A 16,095-nucleotide genomic window follows, 5' to 3' on the forward strand; every position below is an offset into this window, starting at 1 on the left:
CGGCTATGTTTCCTTCAATTTCAAATATTCCTGTTTCCAGTACCGATCCGGGTACGGTGGAACTGTGGCGAGCCTTGCCCGGAAGGCATCAGCAGCAGACGGTAACCGTTAGCGCACAACTGATGAATGAGTTGCACAGTGCGCAAAGCGCTATCGACTTCGTTAAAGATCAATTAACGTTTGGTTCCGATAATCAACAGAGTGATTTTGTGCGCACCGGCGGTGAAAGCCACCGACACGGCGTCGCGGCATTGCACCTTCGGGACACAGATTTTCGCGGCGATAACAACGCTCTGACAAAAGCGGCATTCCAGGCGCAAGCGGGCACCTGCGGAGAAATTTCTGCCGCCGTCATGGCGGTGCTCTCTACTCTGGATCTTGACCGCCCCATTTTTACCTATGCCGCAGCGGGCGGGCTGAATCATCAATTTAACGTGATTGGTGATATACGACAGCCCGGCAGCGCCGTCGTGGCGGACGGCTGGCCGGTTTTCGCCCGCTCGCACCTGCTTGATAACGCGCTTTTTGTCCCCGACGGCGCCGCGATACTTGATGTTCACAATCCGAAAATGCGCCCGAAAGCCGAGCTGGAAGATATTCTCAGTGTTTCGCCTCTCAGCGAAGAGCGGATAACCAGCATCAATAATAGCTATAAAACGCCGGATGTTGCGAAACTCAACCAGCTGGCGCTGACTGATGACAGGCTTGTTCAGCAGCTACACGGGGTGAAAAATCTCGGCGTCACCTATCAAAATGCAGAAAATGCGCAGGATCTCCATTTACAGACGGCTTCGGTGGAGCACTACAACGCGCATGCCCAACCAATGCAGCATACTCCGGCCAAAAAACCTTTAGCTCCCTACGACGAGTGATTTTTTATGAGCGCTTCACTGTTTCATCGCACGGTAGAACCGCTGCTCAGGCATCTTAAGGTCGATCCGACCGCGCTGGCTGGCGGCAACAGTTATCACATTGAATTTCCCCATTACAGCGTGCAGTTGCTGAACATTCATCAGGCATCGCTGCTGATGCTGCTTTCGCCAGGCCGCATAGCGGAAGAGAGCGATCCTTCGCTGCCCTGGACGCTATTGCAGCTGAATATGTTTGATGGCGAGCGGCCTGTCATCCACATTAGCGCGCTGGCAGAGCAGAAAAGCCTGGTGCTATGGACGCAAGAAAGGCTGACGCAGATCGATGCCGCTGGCGTTATTGCGCAGTTTGACCGCCTGGTCGCCAGAGGCGAGGAGGTTGCGCAGCTCTGTGCGCCGCTGCCTGCGAAAGCAAAAAACCCCGCGCAGAACGCGAGGTTTTCACATTCGCTGAGAGCCGAACTTAACCGCCGAGGTAGGCGCTTCTGACCGCCTCATTAGCCAGCAGCGCATCGCCGGTATCCTCCAGCACCACGTGGCCGTTTTCCAGCACGTAGCCGCGATCCGCCAGTTTTAACGCCTGGTTGGCGTTCTGCTCGACGAGGAAAATCGTCATGCCTTCCTGGCGCAGTTGCTCGATGGTGTCGAAGATCTGCTGAATGATGATCGGCGCCAGGCCAAGCGACGGCTCGTCCAGCAGCAACAGACGCGGCTGGCTCATCAGCGCACGACCAATCGCCAGCATCTGCTGCTCCCCGCCGGACATGGTGCCGGCCCGCTGCACGCGCCGCTCGTAAAGCCGCGGAAACAGTTCGTAAACGCGTTTAATAAGAATTTGATACCGATCGCGACTGGCGAAAAACCCGCCCATCGCCAGGTTTTCCTCCACCGTCATGCGCGAGAACACCCGGCGGCCTTCCGGCACGATAGCTATCGCTTCCCGCATAATGCGCGCGGTCTGCCAGTCGGTGATGGTTTTGCCATCAAAGGTAATCGTGCCCTGCGTGGCGCGAGGTTCACCGCACAGCGTGCCCAGAATAGTGGTTTTTCCCGCGCCGTTCGCGCCGATCAGCGTGACAATTTCGCCCTGATTAATGTGCAGGCTGACGTTGTGCAACGCCTGAATCTTCCCGTAGTGGGCGCTTACTTTATCAAGAGAGAGCATTGAACTCATTTTATGCTTCTCCCAGGTAAGCGCGGATCACGTCCGGGTTATGACGAATGTCGTCCGGCGTGCCGTTTGCCAGCGGCGTGCCCTGATTCACCACGTAAATGCGGTCGGAAATACCCATTACCAGTTTCATATCATGTTCAATCAGCAGTACCGAGACGCGATGTTCGGCTCTGAGTTCGGCGATAAGCTCATCCAGCTCGTGCGTCTCTTTAGGGTTCAGTCCTGCGGCCGGTTCATCCAGCATCAGTATGTCCGGGCGCGTTACCATGCAGCGGGCGATCTCCAGACGACGCTGCTGGCCGTAAGCCAGGTTACCTGCCTGGCGATTAGCCAGCTCAAGCAGCCCCACGCGATCAAGCCAGGTCGCCGCGCGATCCAGCGCGTCGCTCTCCGCTTTGCGGAAGCCCGGCGTTTTCAGCAGCCCGGCAAACACGCCGCTTTTCAGATGCTGATGCTGCGCCACTAACAGGTTTTCGATCACCGTCATTTCGCGGAACAGGCGTACGTGCTGGAAGGTGCGAACCACGCCCATCCGGGCGATTTTCTGGCCGGAAAGCCCGGCAAGCTCGCGGTCGCCCAGCCGAATACTGCCGCCGGTCGGACGATAAAAACCGGTCAGGCAGTTGAACACCGTGGTTTTACCCGCGCCGTTCGGCCCAATCAGCGACACGATCTCCTGCGGGCGCAGTTCCAGCTCAACGTTATTGACCGCCAGCAGGCCGCCAAAGCGCATCATCAGGCCATTTACGGCTAACACCGGCTTCATAATGGCTCTCCTTTTTCCACGCGCGTCAGCTTCAGGTGCGGACGCTTCATCGGCAGCAGCCCCTGCGGCCGCCAGATCATCATCAGCACCATCAAACCGCCCAATACCAGCATGCTGTATTCGTTCAGGTCGCGCATCAGCTCGCGTGAAACCACCAGCAGAATGGCGGCCAGAATCACCGCAAACTGCGAACCCATTCCGCCCAGCACCACGATAGCCAGCACAAAAGCGGACTCGACAAACGTAAAGGATTCCGGACTGACGAAGCCCTGACGCGCGGCAAACAGGCTGCCGGCAAAACCCGCAAAGGCTGCGCTGATGGTAAAGGCGGTGAGCTTAATGCGCGTCGGGCTGAGGCCCAGCGAACGACAGGCGATCTCATCTTCACGCAGCGCTTCCCAGGCGCGGCCCAGCGGCATCCGCAGCAGACGGTTAATCACAAACAGCGTCAGCACCACCAGCAGCAGCGCCACCATGTAAAGGAAGATAACGCGATCGCTGGGATCGTACTTCAGGCCAAAGAAATTGTGGAAGGTATCCCAGCCGCCGTCGCGCACGCTGCGGTTAAACTCCAGGCCAAAAAACGACGGTTTAGGGATCTGACTGATGCCGTTAGGACCGCCGGTGATCTCTGTATTATTAAGCAGCAGGATACGTACGATCTCGCCGAAGCCCAGCGTCACAATCGCCAGATAGTCGCCGCGCAGGCGAAGCACCGGGAAACCGAGCAGCAGGCCAAACATCGCGGCTACCAACCCGGCCAGCGGCAGACACTCCCAAAAGCCCAGGCCGTAGTAGTGGTTCAGCAGGGCAAAGGTATAGGCGCCGATGGCATAAAAGCCGCCATAGCCGAGTACCAGCAGGCCGGAAAGCCCCACCACCACGTTCAGCCCCAGGCCGAGAATGACGTAGATCATCGTCAGCGTGGCGATGTCCACGGTGCCACGCGATACCATGAACGGCCAGGCGACGGCGGCCACCAACAGCAGCAGCATAAAGAGCTTTTGCTTCGGCGTGGAACCATCAATACCCGGCAGCACCAGCGCGGGGCCGGAAACCCTTTTCAATCCTTGTTGAAACAGCGGCTTCAGCAGTTGAAAGAAAAAGACCACAACGCAGCCTGCGGCAATCCACCGCCAGCGCACGCTGTCGGCGCTGTGCACCACCAGATGCGTTCCCTCAAGCCCAAGGCGCATTCCCATAAAGAACGCGGCCAGCACCAGCAGCATCAGCGAGGAAGCGATAGCGTTGATAAGGTTAAGATGTTTCATACCTTCTCAACCTCCGGGCGCCCCAAAATGCCGGTCGGCATCACCAGCAGCACGACGATCAGCAGCGCAAACGAAACCACGTCTTTGTATTCCGTACTCAGATAGGCGGACGTGAGCGCCTCGGCAATGCCGAGGATCAGGCCACCCAGCATGGCCCCCGGAATGCTGCCAATGCCGCCCAGAACCGCTGCGGTAAAAGCTTTCATCCCGGCCATAAAGCCGATGTAGGGATTAATCACGCCGTAGAACTGGCCGAGCAGCACGCCCGCCACCGCCGCCATGGCGGCGCCGATCACAAAGGTCAGGGAAATAACGCGATCGGTGTTGATGCCCAGCAGGCTGGCCATTTTCAGATCTTCCGCGCAGGCGCGGCAGGCGCGGCCCATGCGGGAATAGCGAATAAACAGCGTCAGCGCCAGCATCGCAATAAAGGTCACCACCCAGATCACGATCTGCATGCTGGAAATCGTTGCGGCAAAGCCGTTGCTTTCGCCAAGCGTCCACTGGCCGGCGATCAGGCCCGGCAGCGCCAGGTCGCGTGAACCCTGCGTCAGGCTCACGTAGTTTTGCAAAAAAATAGACATGCCGATGGCGGAAATAAGCGCAATAAGACGCTTGGATGAACGGACGGGACGGTACGCGACGCGCTCAATACTCCAGCCGTATGCGCTGGCAATCACCAGTGCGGCGATGAAGCCGGCGCCAATCAGCATCCAACCGGCATCGATACCCATCATCATCAGCGCGGCAATAACGATAAATGAAACGTAGCTACCGATCATGTAGACCTCGCCGTGGGCGAAGTTAATCATGCCGATAATGCCGTAAACCATGGTGTAGCCAATGGCGATCAGCGCATAGGTGCTCCCCAGCGTGACGCCGTTGAACATTTGCTGTAAAAAATAGAGGAACTGCTCGGACATACCTAATACCTTACTTCTTTCCGCTGGCGCGAAGAGAACGTCTGGCGCTGTTTTGCCAGACGTTGATGTTATCGGCGAGGAGTAAAATCGCCTTTATTATGCAGCTCCGGATCACTTCACGGTGGTGGAGGAACCGTCAGCATGCCATTTGAAAATACCAAACTCGAAGCCTTTCAGATCGCCCTTCTGGTCCCAGGTCAGGTCGCCCATTACCGTAGGAACCGCCGCGCCTTCTTTCAGGTTTTTCGCGATATCTTCCGGCTCGGCGCTTTTACTACGCTCCATACCGGCAACCAGCGATTGCAGCGCTGCGTAAGTTGTCCAGACGAACGGGCCGGTCGGATCCTGTTTCTTCGCTTTTAATGCATCCACAATGGTTTTGTTCGCAGGCACCTGATCGTAACGCTTCGGCAGGGTGACCAGCATGCCTTCTGACGCCGCACCGGCAATATTAGAGAGTGAAGAGTTGCCGACGCCTTCCGGGCCCATAAACTGGGTTTTCAGACCGGCCGCGCGTGACTGACGCAGGATCTGCCCCATTTCCGGGTAGTAACCGCCAAAATAGACGAAATCGACGTTTTCTTTCTTCAGGCGCGCCACCAGCGTGGAGAAATCTTTATCGCCTGCGGTAATCCCTTCAAACATCACCACGTTGCCGTTAGATTTTTTCAGACTGTCACGCACCGAGCGCGCCAGGCCTTCGCCATATTGTTGTTTGTCATGAATAACGGCGATGCGCTGCGGTTTGATTTCACTGAGAATGTATTTCGCTGCGGTTGGCCCCTGGTCGGAGTCCAGACCGGTGGTGCGCATAATGGTTTTATAACCGCGTGTGGTTAAATCAGCGTTGGTTGCGGCCGGGGTGATCATCAGCACGCCTTCATCTTCATAAATATCGGACGCAGGCTGAGTGGATGAGGAGCAGAGATGGCCGATCACGTAGCGGATGCCATCGTTAATCACTTTGTTGGCAACCGCCACGGCCTGCTTCGGATCGCAGGCGTCGTCATATTCTACGCCAACCAGCTTGTCGCCGTTGACGCCGCCTTTTGCATTAATATCGGCGATGGCCTGCTTCGCACCGGTAAATTCCATGTCACCGTACTGAGCAACCGGGCCAGACATCGCGCCCACAATCGCAATTTTGATCTCTTTCGCTACCGCCGCGTGACTCATCGCCAGAGCAATACAGCCTGCCAGCAGTGCGCGACCTTGAGTGATTTTCATCCAACCTACCCCATCTGTTGTGTTTGCTATTTTTATACCTGTGAATCCGCGTAAAAGCTTGAGGAATAACAAGTTAGCGCGTTTCACAGTAGTCTTTATTAATAAGGCTTTACATTTCAGGTTATTAAACAGGAATTTTCTTCTGTAAATCAACTTACATATTGCGAAATCTTCGCAGGACACAGGATAAACTACTGGAAGAAATGGTTGAAGTTTTCGCCAAATACCAGCGAATTGCGCTGCCCTGAAAAGGGTAGTTGAATAAATCGACTGCTGTATGATGCAGCAGCAAACAGATTGATTTGTTTTCATCCAGGAAAAGTTACGCGCGACGATGCGCGCCTTTTCGCTACAATATGCCTTTTCAGGCTTCCGGTATTGCACATGAAATTAACGGTTATCAGGCTGCATCAATTTTCTGCTCAGGATCGCCTCGATCTGGCAAAAATCTGGCCAGAGGAAAACCTGGACGACGCTGAAAAAAGCCTTAATGAACAGCATCAGCTTTATGCCGCGAAATTTAACGATCGGCTGCTGGCGGCGGTGCGGGTCACGGTAAAAGGCACATCAGGCGAGTTGGAGGCGTTAATGGTACGGGAGGTGACGCGTCGTCGTGGGGTTGGCAGCTATCTGCTCTCAGAGACGCTGGCGCAAAATCCGGCCGTGACCCAATGGTGGATTGCCGATGTTGATAACGTCGATCGGGAAATCGCGGCGGCGTTTATGCAAAACGGCGGGTTTATTGCCGGGACGGGCGGCTGGTGCTGTCTGCGACGCTGACAGCAAAAAGGGCAGCTTAATCGCTGCCCTTCAGTGACTACTGCAACCTGCTTTACGCTTCTATTGCCACGCGGAGTTTTTTCATCGCATTCTTTTCAAGCTGACGCACACGCTCTGCGGAAACGCCGTATTTATCGGCCAGCTCCTGCAAGGTGATTTTGTTGTCATCGTCCAGCCAGCGCGCACGGATGATATCCTGACTGCGCTCGTCCAGACCCTGCATCGCGTCGCTGAGTTTATCGGCAGCGTGCGCATCCCAGTTATCCTCTTCTATGCCGTCGGCAAAGTCAGAAGATTTGTCCTGAAGATAGAGCATCGGCGCCATTGAGCGACCTTCGCCTTCGTCGTCCGGCGTCGGATCGAAGGTCATGTCCTGTGCCGCCATCCGCGACTCCATCTCCAGCACGTCTTTACTGGAAACGCCCAGCTCGCGGGCCACCATTTCGACTTCGTCCTGGTTGAACCAGCCCAAACGCTGCTTGGCTTTACGCAGGTTAAAGAACAGCTTGCGCTGTGCTTTCGTCGTGGCTACCTTCACGATGCGCCAGTTACGCAGCACGTACTCGTGGATCTCCGCTTTGATCCAGTGCACGGCGAAGGAAACCAGACGCACGCCGACTTCGGGATTAAAACGACGCACTGCTTTCATCAGGCCGATGTTACCTTCCTGAATCAGATCGGCCTGCGGCAGGCCGTAGCCTGAATAGTTACGAGCAACGTGAACAACAAAGCGCAGGTGAGACAGGATCAGCGTCTTGGCTGCATCCAGATCGCCCTGGTAATGCAGCCGTTCAGCCAGCGCTTTTTCCTCTTCTGCCGTCAGCATAGGCCAGACGTTGGCTGCCCGAATATAGGAATCCAGGTTGCCTAAAGGAGCAATAGCTAAAGTTTGCATTTCTTTGGTCATTCAAGCCCTCTCAGTATTTATCATAATTGCCGCGCATTTCCCTGCACAATCCCTAAGAATACGTGAGCAGCAGCAGAAAATGGAAGCAATCTGTGCTACTTCGACCGCGAAGTTATCCACAAGTTCATACTGCCCGGTGTATAAACTAAACACGGCTCAGGGCGGGGAAAGTATAGCAGATAAGCTCGTTTCCCCTGCCGTCGATACCCGGACGGCAAGAGAATATTATACCAAAAAAACATGTAAAGAGGTTACTGCGGCGTAAAGCGACGTAAATGTTGTACCGTTGCCAGCCAGGCGGCGATCCAGCCGATCATCGCCGAAGTCAGCAACAATAGCAGGCACTCATCCCACGCCAGACCATGCAGGCTGAAGGTCGTACCAAACACCGCCGCAACCTGCGTCACGACCGATTCGAGACGCAGCACCAGCGCTTCTGAAAGCACCAGCGACAACAGCGCGCCAGCGAAACCCAGCAGCGCGCCGCCATACAGGAAGGGCCGCAGGATAAAGCCGTCGGTGGCGCCGATCAGCTTCTGCACGTTAATGGTATCGCGGCGGGCAAAGATGCTGAGCCGCACGCTGTTGCCGATCACCAGAAAAACCGCCACCACCATCAGTACGCCGATTATGGTCGCCACCTGACCCACCAGGCCCGTGAGCGCCGCCAGCCGCGCGAACCAGCTGTCATCCATCTTCACTTCATCAATGCCCTGAACTTTTGCCACGCGATCGCGCAGGTTGTTCATGGTGTCAGAGTTCTGGAAATTCAGCTTTGGCGTGATAATAGCCACGGCGGGCAATGGATTCTGCTCAAGCATATCCATTGCGCCACCGAATCCTGACCAGTTACGGAACTCGCCCATCGCTTCTTCACGCGACAGATAGTTCACCTTATCCACGCCGTCTTCTTTCTTGAGCTGTGCCACCACGCTTTCCGCCGCATCATCATCAAGCGTTTTACTGAAGTAAACGGTAAGCTGCGGCGCCGGATACCACTGCTCGGCCGCCTGGTTGACGTTTTTCCAGACCATATAGCATACGCTCGGCAGGGTCAGTGAAATGGCAATAACCATTACCGTCAGCAGCGTTGCCAGCGGCTGTCGCCACATATCCGAAAGCGTTCCGCGCAGCGCGTAGCGCCATTGCTCCTGCCAGCCGCCCTTGAGGGCCTTGCTTTTAGAAGGCTGCTTCTGCCTTGCCGGTTTCGGGGCGGCAGCGCGTTTATTACGTTTATTGACCACCGAAGCCTCCGTGCAAACGTCCCTGATTCAGCGTCATCAGGCGATAGTTGCGGCGGGCAATCAGCCCACTGTCGTGCGTCGCCATCAGCACAGTGACGCCAACGCGGTTAAACTCTTCAAACAGACGCAAAATATCTTCCGACAGCGCATCATCAAGGTTACCGGTCGGTTCATCGGCCAGGAGAACGGCGGGTTTATTCACCACCGCCCGCGCAATGCCCACGCGCTGTTGCTCGCCGCCTGAAAGCTGGACAGGATAGCTTTTTGCTTTGTCCAGCAGCCCGACCTTATCCAGTGCGGCAGAGACGCGACGGCGAATATCTTCTCCGCTCGCCCCGCTGATGATCAGTGGGATCGCCACATTGTCATAAACCGGGCGATCCATCAGCAGATGGTGATCCTGGAAGATCATACCGATTTGCCGACGCAAAAACGGCACTTCGCTGTTTTTCAGTCGGCTGATGTCATGCCCGCTGAACCAAATCTGTCCTGCGCTGGGGCGTTCTATGCCACAGATTAGCTTTAGCAAGGTGCTTTTCCCTGCCCCGGAATGCCCGGTCAGAAACGCCATCTCGCCCGGTTGCAGATGAAAATCCACGCCCTGAAGCGCCTGCCGACCGCCGAGATAAGCCTTACTGACCTCTTCAAAGCGAATCATTCAAATGAGTCCTCTCGGGCAAAAAGTGCCTCAATAAAATCATGTGCCTTAAACGTGCGCAAATCTTCAATCCCTTCACCCACGCCAATGTAGCGGATCGGAATGCTGAACTGGTCGGCAACCGAGAAGATCACCCCGCCTTTTGCGGTGCCGTCGAGCTTGGTCAGCGTGATGCCGGTCAGGCCCACCGCTTCGTGGAACAGCTTAGTCTGGCTGATGGCGTTTTGCCCCGTACTGGCATCAATAGTCAGCATCACTTCGTGAGGCGCCTGTTCATCAAGTTTCTTCATTACGCGGGTGATTTTTTTCAGCTCTTCCATCAGATGGGCTTTATTCTGCAAACGTCCGGCGGTATCCGCAATCAGCACGTCCACATGGCGCGCCTTTGCGGCCTGGATGGCATCAAAAATCACTGATGCCGAATCTGCGCCAGTGTGCTGGGCAATCACCGGGATATTGTTGCGCTGCCCCCAAACCTGAAGCTGTTCGACGGCGGCGGCGCGGAAGGTATCGCCTGCGGCCAGCATCACCGATTTTCCTTCGGCCTGATACTGGCGCGCCAGTTTGCCGATGGTGGTGGTTTTACCCACGCCGTTGACGCCGACCATTAAAATCACAAACGGCGTTTTTCCACCCACGTCCAGCGGTTGGTCAACCTTCGCCAGAATTTCTGACATCTCCTGCTTAAGCAGGCCGTAAAGCGCTTCCGCATCGCGCAACTGCTTGCGGTTCGCCTGGGTGGTAAGGTTAGTGATGATTCGACGCGTGGTTTCAACGCCGACGTCGGCAATCAGCAACTGCTCTTCCAGCTCTTCAAACAGATCGTCATCGATTTTCTTGCCGCGAAACAATCCGACAAATCCTGAACCGAGGTTCTGACGCGTTTTGACCAGGCTGCGCTTCAGGCGGGTAAAGAAACCTTCTTTCGTCGGACGCTCCTGTTCGACCTGCTCGACAATATCCAGCGCTGCCGCCAGCGAAGGTGCTTTGTCATTTGGTTCGGCGTCTTCCGGCGCGGAAACGATGGGTGTTTCTTCCGGCAGGATCTCTCTTTCCGGCGCTGCCGTCGTTACCGGCAGCGTCTCCGGCAGGATCTCTCTTTCCGGCGCTGGCGTCGTTACCGGCAGCGTCTCTGGCAGGATCTCTCTTTCCGGCGCTGGCGTCGTTACCGGCAGCGTCTCGTCTTCGGAGGCAGGGAGAGGTTCGGTGGCGATGGAAGGGGCTTCTTCGGCCTGCTCGCGGGCGACGGTTTCCGTCAGTTCAACGATCTCTTCCGCCCGCTGTTCCGCCGCAGCTTCCGGGGTCTCTGCAACGGCGGCGGGCTGTTCTTCCGGCTTCTCTGTCGTCTCTGCGGGCGCGTCCTTCTCGTCGCGTCCTAATCCCAGCCAGGAAAAAAAGCCACGTTTTTTATTCTTTGCCATGGTACAACCACTCTCCTCGCGGGGGAAAATCTGTCAGGTCTCTGAAAATCATCTCTTTAGTCTAACACTTTCCTGCCAGCGCGACACAGCGCCCGTGTTTCCCCGGCCCGCTAAGCCGGTTAAACTGTGCAACAAATTATGAAGAGCAGAGCAGTATGAATAAAAAAAACCGCAGCGGCGCAGTGGGTCAGATCCGCATTATTGGCGGCCAGTGGCGCGGCAGAAAGCTGCCGGTGCCGGACAGCGCCGGGCTTCGTCCCACCACCGACCGCATTCGTGAAACGCTGTTTAACTGGCTGGCGCCGGTGATCCAGGGCGCGCGCTGTCTGGACTGTTTCGCCGGCAGCGGCGCGCTGGCGCTGGAGGCGCTTTCACGTCATGCCGCTTCCGCCACGCTGCTGGAGCTGGAGCGCCCGGTTGCGCAACAGCTCGAAAAAAACCTCGCCACGCTGGGCGCGCAGACGGGAAACGTGGTTAACGCCAACGCACTGACGTGGCTGGAGCAGAATGGAGAACCGTACGACGTAGTGTTTATCGATCCGCCGTTTCGCAAAGGCCTGCTTGAGCAAACGCTGACGCTGCTGGAAACCAACGGCTGGCTGGCGGAAGATGCGCTGATCTACGTTGAAAGCGAAGTGGAGAACGGTTTACCGCCGCTGCCGCAAAACTGGCAGCCGCACCGCGAAAAAGTCGCCGGGCAGGTCGCCTGCCGTCTCTTTATTCGTCGCGCCGATGAAAACCAGGGAGAAAACCATGCTGATTAATCTGGGAAGGTTGTTAATGCTCTGCGTATGGGCATTTTTACTGTTCAACCTTGTTCACCCGTTTCCAAAACCGCTGAAGTATTTTATCGATGTCGCGCTGATTTTTATGGTGATTATGCATGGCCTACAGCTGGTGCTGATGCGCGCCACTCAGCCCAAAACGGCGCCCGGACTGAGCGGTGTAACGCAGGCCAAGATCTTCTTTTTCGGCGTTTTCGAACTGCTCGCCTGGCAGAAAAAAAACCTGCCAAAGCAGTAGCGCTCACCGCGCGGGCGACGCGCTCTGTGCGGCTGACGTGCGGGCAGAAAACGAGACGAAACGCGTGCCTTTCACTCTGAGTTCGCCCCGCTCGCCTTTATCAATCTGATGGTAGTCGCGCGCTTTAAGCACCAGCTTAAAGTCGCCCGCGCCGTTAAGCGGATGAAACCACGCTTCATAGCGCATCTCCTCAACCGGGATCGCTTCGCGCTGACGCGAACGTCGGTTCGACACCGGCACTTCGCGTTTGGCCTTAACTTCAACCGGCAACGATTTGACGGGCGAGGCATCATTTACCGCGACCTCACGCCGCTGCCTGATAAATTGTCTTGTCGCCAGCACGGCGATAACGGCCAGTGCGATAAAAAAAATCAGAGGCGGCTTCACTTTTCCTCTCTCCTCCAGGTTACTGTTGGATTGATCGTCGGCAGGCAAGGATACAACCAGAGCCCTCTCATTGTCACATTGTGCTGCTCTGTCCTAGACTCATTTCAGAATTTTTGGAGTTTTGCCTCTCAACAAAGGGACACATTATGATTTGGTCTTTTCTGGCAGTCTGTTTTTCCGGCTGGCTGTATGTCGATGCATCTTATCGTGGGCCACAGTGGCAGCGCTGGGTTTTCAAACCGGTTACCCTTCTTTTACTGTTGGCGCTCGCCTGGCAGGCGCCGGTGCTCAATACCACGGACTATCTGATCCTCTTCGGGCTGTTAGCCACGCTGGTCGGCGACGCGCTGACGCTGCTGCCCAACAAGCGCACGCTCTATGCCATTGGCGCTTTTTTTCTGTCGCATCTGCTCTATACGATCTGTTTCGCCAGCCATATGACGCTGACCTTTTTCTGGCCAATCCCGCTGGTGGTGTTGCTGATTGGCGTGGCGCTGATCGCCACCATCTGGAGCCGTCTGGCAGATTTGCGCTGGCCCGTCTGCACGTTTATCGGTATGACGCTGCTGATGGTCTGGCTGGCAACGGAGCAGTACTTCTTCCGTCCGACCGATTATACGTTCTCAATCATGGTGGGTTCATCGTTACTGCTACTGGCGAATATCATCTGGTACATCACGCATTATCGCCGCCGTTTCTCCGCTGATAGCGCCATTATCGCCGCCTGTTACTTTGCCGGACACTTCATGATTGTGCGCTCACTCTATCTCTGACCGCATTGCGTCTTGACTCTGGAGTCAGCTCCAGAGTGTAAGATGCATGACGATGAGAGCTTTTCTCATCGTCCGCATCAGGAGACGTCATGCATCAGCCCACTTCCCCCCGCGATCGTAACGGCGGCCTGCAACCCGCGCCGGTCATCGGCAAAATCTCCGCCATTGTCGCCCCTGCGCCCGACTGCTGCACGCAGGGCGCCTGCTGCGCCAGTGAGACACCGCGCCCGGCGCCCGACACAGGCGATAGCTACAGCTGGCAAATTACCGGTATGGACTGCCCCGCCTGCGCCCGAAAAATCGAAAACGCGGTAGCGCGACTCGCGGCGGTGAATGATGTTCGCGTGTTGTTTGCCACGCAAAAACTGGCCGTCAGCGCCAGTGAAGACGTGCGCAGTGAGGTTGAGGAGGCGGTCAGTCGCGCAGGATTTTCGCTCCACCGCAACGATACGCCGCGAACAGAGGCTAAAACACCCGGTTTCTGGCAGGAAAACGGTTTGCTTATTCTTCTGGCCGTGCTGATGACGGCCAGCTGGCTGATTGAGCAGGTTGACGCGCAGGCGGGATACATAGCTTTCATTGTTACCACGCTGGTCGGCGTCTTCCCGGTGGCACGCAACGCGTTGCGCCTGATGAAAAGTGGCGCGCCCTTTTCTATCGAAACGCTGATGAGCGTGGCTGCGGTGGGTGCGCTGTTTATCGGCGCCACGGCAGAAGCGGCTATGGTACTGCTGCTGTTTATGCTTGGCGAACGTCTGGAAGCATTTGCGGCCGGGCGCGCGCGTCGCGGCATCACTGCTCTGATGGCGCTCCAGCCGGAAAACGCCGTCCGCATTCGTCATGAAACGCGAGAGGTTGTTTCGCCGGCTGCGCTTCGCCCCGGCGATATTATTGAGGTTGCGCCCGGCTCGCGACTGCCAACCGATGCGAAGCTGCTTTCCCCTTTTGCCAGCTTCGACGAAAGCGCACTGACCGGCGAGTCGGTGCCGGTTGATCGCCGACAGGGAGAACGGCTCACCGCAGGGAGCCTGAGCATCGATCGTCAGGTCAGGCTGGAAGTCACCTCGCAGCCGGGCGAGAGCGCTATCGATCGTATTCTCCATTTGATTGAGGAAGCGGAGACGCGCCGGGCGCCCATTGAGCGTTTTCTCGATCGCTTCAGTCGTCTCTATACGCCGATGATTATGGCGCTCTCATTGCTGGCGGCGGTGATACCGCCGCTGCTGTTTGCCGCGGCCTGGCAGCCGTGGATCTATAAGGGCCTGACGCTGTTGCTGATAGGCTGCCCGTGCGCGCTGGTCATCTCCACGCCGGCGGCCATTACCTCAGCGCTGGCGGCGGCAACCCGTCGCGGTGCGCTGATTAAAGGCGGGGCAGCGCTGGAGAGCCTGAGCGGTATTGGCACGGTAGCATTCGATAAAACCGGCACGCTGACGGCCGGTAAGCCGCAGGTGATGGCGGTGGTGGCGCTGGCAAACATGAGCGAAACAGAAATCGTGGCAAATGCTGCCGCCATTGAAACCGGTTCGACGCACCCGCTGGCGCAGGCCATTGTTGCCAGAGCGCAGGCGTCAGAACTGGAGGTTCCCGCCGCCTCCGATCTGCGCGCCCTTGCGGGTAGCGGCATCGAGGGGTTTGTGAGTGGTTACAAACTATCTCTGATTGCGCCTTCGCGGCTTGAAGAAAATTTATTGCAGGCAGAAGCGTTGGAAAGGATTATCGCGCTTGAGTCGACCGGACAAACGGTAGTGGTGCTGTTAAAAGAGGGTAACCCAACCGGCCTGATTGGCCTGCGCGATAATTTACGCGAGGACGCGCGAGCCGCGCTTGCCGAACTGAAAGCCATGAATATCGATTGCATCATGCTCACCGGCGATAACGCCCGCGCGGCGGCAGTGATTGCCGGTGAACTGGGTATCGCGCATCGCGCCGGACTGCTGCCTGCTGAAAAAGTGGCGGCCATAGCCGAACTGAACCAGAAAACGCCGGTTGCGATGGTGGGCGACGGCATCAACGACGCGCCCGCCATGAAGGCAGCCACCATCGGCATTGCAATGGGCAGCGGCAGCGACGTCGCGCTGGAGACGGCCGACGCGGCGCTGACGCACAACCGACTGGGCGGGCTTGCCGCGATGATCCGCCTGTCGCGCGCCACCCATGTCAACATCCGTCAAAACGTGGCGATTGCGCTGGGGCTGAAGGCCGTGTTTCTGCTCACCACGTTATTGGGAATAACCGGCCTGTGGCTGGCGGTACTGGCGGATTCAGGCGCCACCGCGTTAGTGACCGCTAACGCACTTCGCCTGCTGCGGCAGAAATAAGCCTCAAAGCCCTTTCTTCAATAAATAGCGATAGGGCATTTCGTCGGTATTTTGCGCCACCAGCGTATGCTCCATAAAGCGGCAGAAGCCGGGAATATCGCGCGTGGTGGCGGGATCGTCAGCAATGATCAACAGCGTTTCGCCCTCTGCCATGTGACGCACGGTTTTGCGCACCATCATCACCGGCTCCGGGCAACGCAGGCCCAGGGCATCAAGGGTTTTGTCAGGATTGGCGAACAGATTGTTCATGGCGCTCTCAGACGGATTACAGTTGTCCGCTATTTTACCCGCCGCAGCGTCCTTCGCAACCTCGCACCATGCGAAAACGTTTGCGCATAAATTAACCATTGC

Annotated in this window: 18 protein-coding genes; 7 read left to right on the forward strand and 11 right to left on the reverse strand. The window is 56.8% G+C overall.

What is annotated here, in order from left to right:
• Positions 1 to 5: 5 nt before the first annotated feature.
• Complete coding sequence (locus tag FA91_RS17240; RefSeq protein WP_034917695.1) at positions 6 to 872, forward strand: hypothetical protein; 867 nt, start codon at positions 6 to 8, stop codon at positions 870 to 872.
• Between the two features lie 6 nt (positions 873 to 878).
• On the forward strand, positions 879 to 1,358 hold the full coding sequence (locus FA91_RS17245; RefSeq protein WP_034917696.1) for a CesT family type III secretion system chaperone: 480 nt from the start codon (positions 879 to 881) through the stop codon (positions 1,356 to 1,358).
• Here FA91_RS17245 and livF read toward each other — a convergent pair.
• The 5 genes from livF to FA91_RS17270 form a co-directional block, all read right to left on the reverse strand.
• Complete coding sequence (livF, locus tag FA91_RS17250; protein WP_034917699.1) at positions 1,333 to 2,043, reverse strand: high-affinity branched-chain amino acid ABC transporter ATP-binding protein LivF; 711 nt, start codon at positions 2,041 to 2,043, stop codon at positions 1,333 to 1,335. The two genes, FA91_RS17245 and livF, sit on opposite strands and share 26 nt — an antisense overlap.
• A gap of 1 nt (position 2,044) precedes the next feature.
• The gene (gene livG / locus FA91_RS17255) at positions 2,045 to 2,812 is read right to left on the reverse strand and encodes a high-affinity branched-chain amino acid ABC transporter ATP-binding protein LivG (RefSeq protein WP_034917703.1); all 768 of its coding nucleotides are present in this window, start codon (positions 2,810 to 2,812) and stop codon (positions 2,045 to 2,047) included.
• Positions 2,806 to 4,080 carry a high-affinity branched-chain amino acid ABC transporter permease LivM gene (locus FA91_RS17260; protein ID WP_034917706.1) on the reverse strand — a complete coding sequence of 425 codons (1,275 nt, stop codon included), beginning with the start codon at positions 4,078 to 4,080 and terminating at the stop codon, positions 2,806 to 2,808. The genes livG and FA91_RS17260 overlap by 7 nt, the downstream gene beginning before the upstream one ends.
• Positions 4,077 to 5,003: a high-affinity branched-chain amino acid ABC transporter permease LivH gene (livH, locus tag FA91_RS17265; protein ID WP_034917708.1), complete on the reverse strand. Its 927-nt coding sequence runs from the start codon at positions 5,001 to 5,003 to the stop codon at positions 4,077 to 4,079. Before livH ends, FA91_RS17260 begins: the two co-directional genes overlap by 4 nt.
• Positions 5,004 to 5,114: 111 nt before the next feature.
• Positions 5,115 to 6,230: a branched-chain amino acid ABC transporter substrate-binding protein gene (locus FA91_RS17270; RefSeq protein ID WP_034917712.1), complete on the reverse strand. Its 1,116-nt coding sequence runs from the start codon at positions 6,228 to 6,230 to the stop codon at positions 5,115 to 5,117.
• 384 nt (positions 6,231 to 6,614) lie between these two features.
• On the opposite strand from FA91_RS17270, the gene panM reads away from it, so the two are divergent.
• The gene (gene panM, locus FA91_RS17275) at positions 6,615 to 7,010 is read left to right on the forward strand and encodes an aspartate 1-decarboxylase autocleavage activator PanM (RefSeq protein WP_034917713.1); all 396 of its coding nucleotides are present in this window, start codon (positions 6,615 to 6,617) and stop codon (positions 7,008 to 7,010) included.
• A gap of 52 nt (positions 7,011 to 7,062) precedes the next feature.
• On the opposite strand, the gene rpoH is transcribed toward panM, so the two are convergent.
• The 4 genes from rpoH to ftsY all read right to left on the reverse strand — a co-directional run bounded on the left by rpoH (position 7,063) and on the right by ftsY (position 11,240).
• Positions 7,063 to 7,917, reverse strand: coding sequence for an RNA polymerase sigma factor RpoH (gene rpoH, locus FA91_RS17280; protein WP_034917717.1), 855 nt, complete (start codon positions 7,915 to 7,917; stop codon positions 7,063 to 7,065).
• A 251-nt stretch (positions 7,918 to 8,168) separates the two neighbouring features.
• Positions 8,169 to 9,161 carry a permease-like cell division protein FtsX gene (gene ftsX / locus FA91_RS17285; protein ID WP_034917720.1) on the reverse strand — a complete coding sequence of 331 codons (993 nt, stop codon included), beginning with the start codon at positions 9,159 to 9,161 and terminating at the stop codon, positions 8,169 to 8,171.
• Positions 9,151 to 9,819 carry a cell division ATP-binding protein FtsE gene (gene ftsE / locus FA91_RS17290; protein ID WP_034917722.1) on the reverse strand — a complete coding sequence of 223 codons (669 nt, stop codon included), beginning with the start codon at positions 9,817 to 9,819 and terminating at the stop codon, positions 9,151 to 9,153. The genes ftsX and ftsE overlap by 11 nt, the downstream gene beginning before the upstream one ends.
• Positions 9,816 to 11,240 (reverse strand): signal recognition particle-docking protein FtsY, encoded by a 1,425-nt coding sequence (gene ftsY, locus FA91_RS17295; protein WP_034917724.1) that lies wholly within the window; start codon positions 11,238 to 11,240, stop codon positions 9,816 to 9,818. Before ftsY ends, ftsE begins: the two co-directional genes overlap by 4 nt.
• A 155-nt stretch (positions 11,241 to 11,395) precedes the next feature.
• On the opposite strand from ftsY, the gene rsmD reads away from it, so the two are divergent.
• Positions 11,396 to 12,004, forward strand: a complete 609-nt coding sequence (rsmD, locus tag FA91_RS17300; RefSeq protein ID WP_034917727.1) for a 16S rRNA (guanine(966)-N(2))-methyltransferase — start codon at positions 11,396 to 11,398, stop codon at positions 12,002 to 12,004.
• Entirely contained in the window at positions 11,994 to 12,263 is a 270-nt protein-coding gene (locus FA91_RS17305; protein WP_034917728.1) for a DUF1145 family protein, read from the forward strand. The genes rsmD and FA91_RS17305 overlap by 11 nt, the downstream gene beginning before the upstream one ends.
• 3 nt (positions 12,264 to 12,266) lie before the next feature.
• Here FA91_RS17305 and FA91_RS17310 read toward each other — a convergent pair whose 3' ends face one another.
• Positions 12,267 to 12,650 (reverse strand): DUF2500 domain-containing protein, encoded by a 384-nt coding sequence (locus FA91_RS17310; RefSeq protein ID WP_051937258.1) that lies wholly within the window; start codon positions 12,648 to 12,650, stop codon positions 12,267 to 12,269.
• Between the two features lie 146 nt (positions 12,651 to 12,796).
• On the opposite strand from FA91_RS17310, the gene FA91_RS17315 reads away from it, so the two are divergent.
• Complete coding sequence (locus tag FA91_RS17315) at positions 12,797 to 13,423, forward strand: lysoplasmalogenase (RefSeq protein ID WP_034917731.1); 627 nt, start codon at positions 12,797 to 12,799, stop codon at positions 13,421 to 13,423.
• Between the two features lie 89 nt (positions 13,424 to 13,512).
• Complete coding sequence (locus FA91_RS17320; protein ID WP_034917734.1) at positions 13,513 to 15,744, forward strand: zinc/cadmium/mercury/lead-transporting ATPase; 2,232 nt, start codon at positions 13,513 to 13,515, stop codon at positions 15,742 to 15,744.
• 3 nt (positions 15,745 to 15,747) lie between these two features.
• Here the strand turns inward: FA91_RS17320 and tusA are convergent, their stop codons facing one another.
• The gene (gene tusA / locus FA91_RS17325; protein WP_034919476.1) at positions 15,748 to 15,993 is read right to left on the reverse strand and encodes a sulfurtransferase TusA; all 246 of its coding nucleotides are present in this window, start codon (positions 15,991 to 15,993) and stop codon (positions 15,748 to 15,750) included.
• Positions 15,994 to 16,095 lie beyond the last annotated feature (102 nt).

Source organism: Erwinia sp. 9145 (assembly GCF_000745075.1).
Classification (GTDB): Bacteria; Pseudomonadota; Gammaproteobacteria; order Enterobacterales; family Enterobacteriaceae; genus Erwinia; species Erwinia oleae.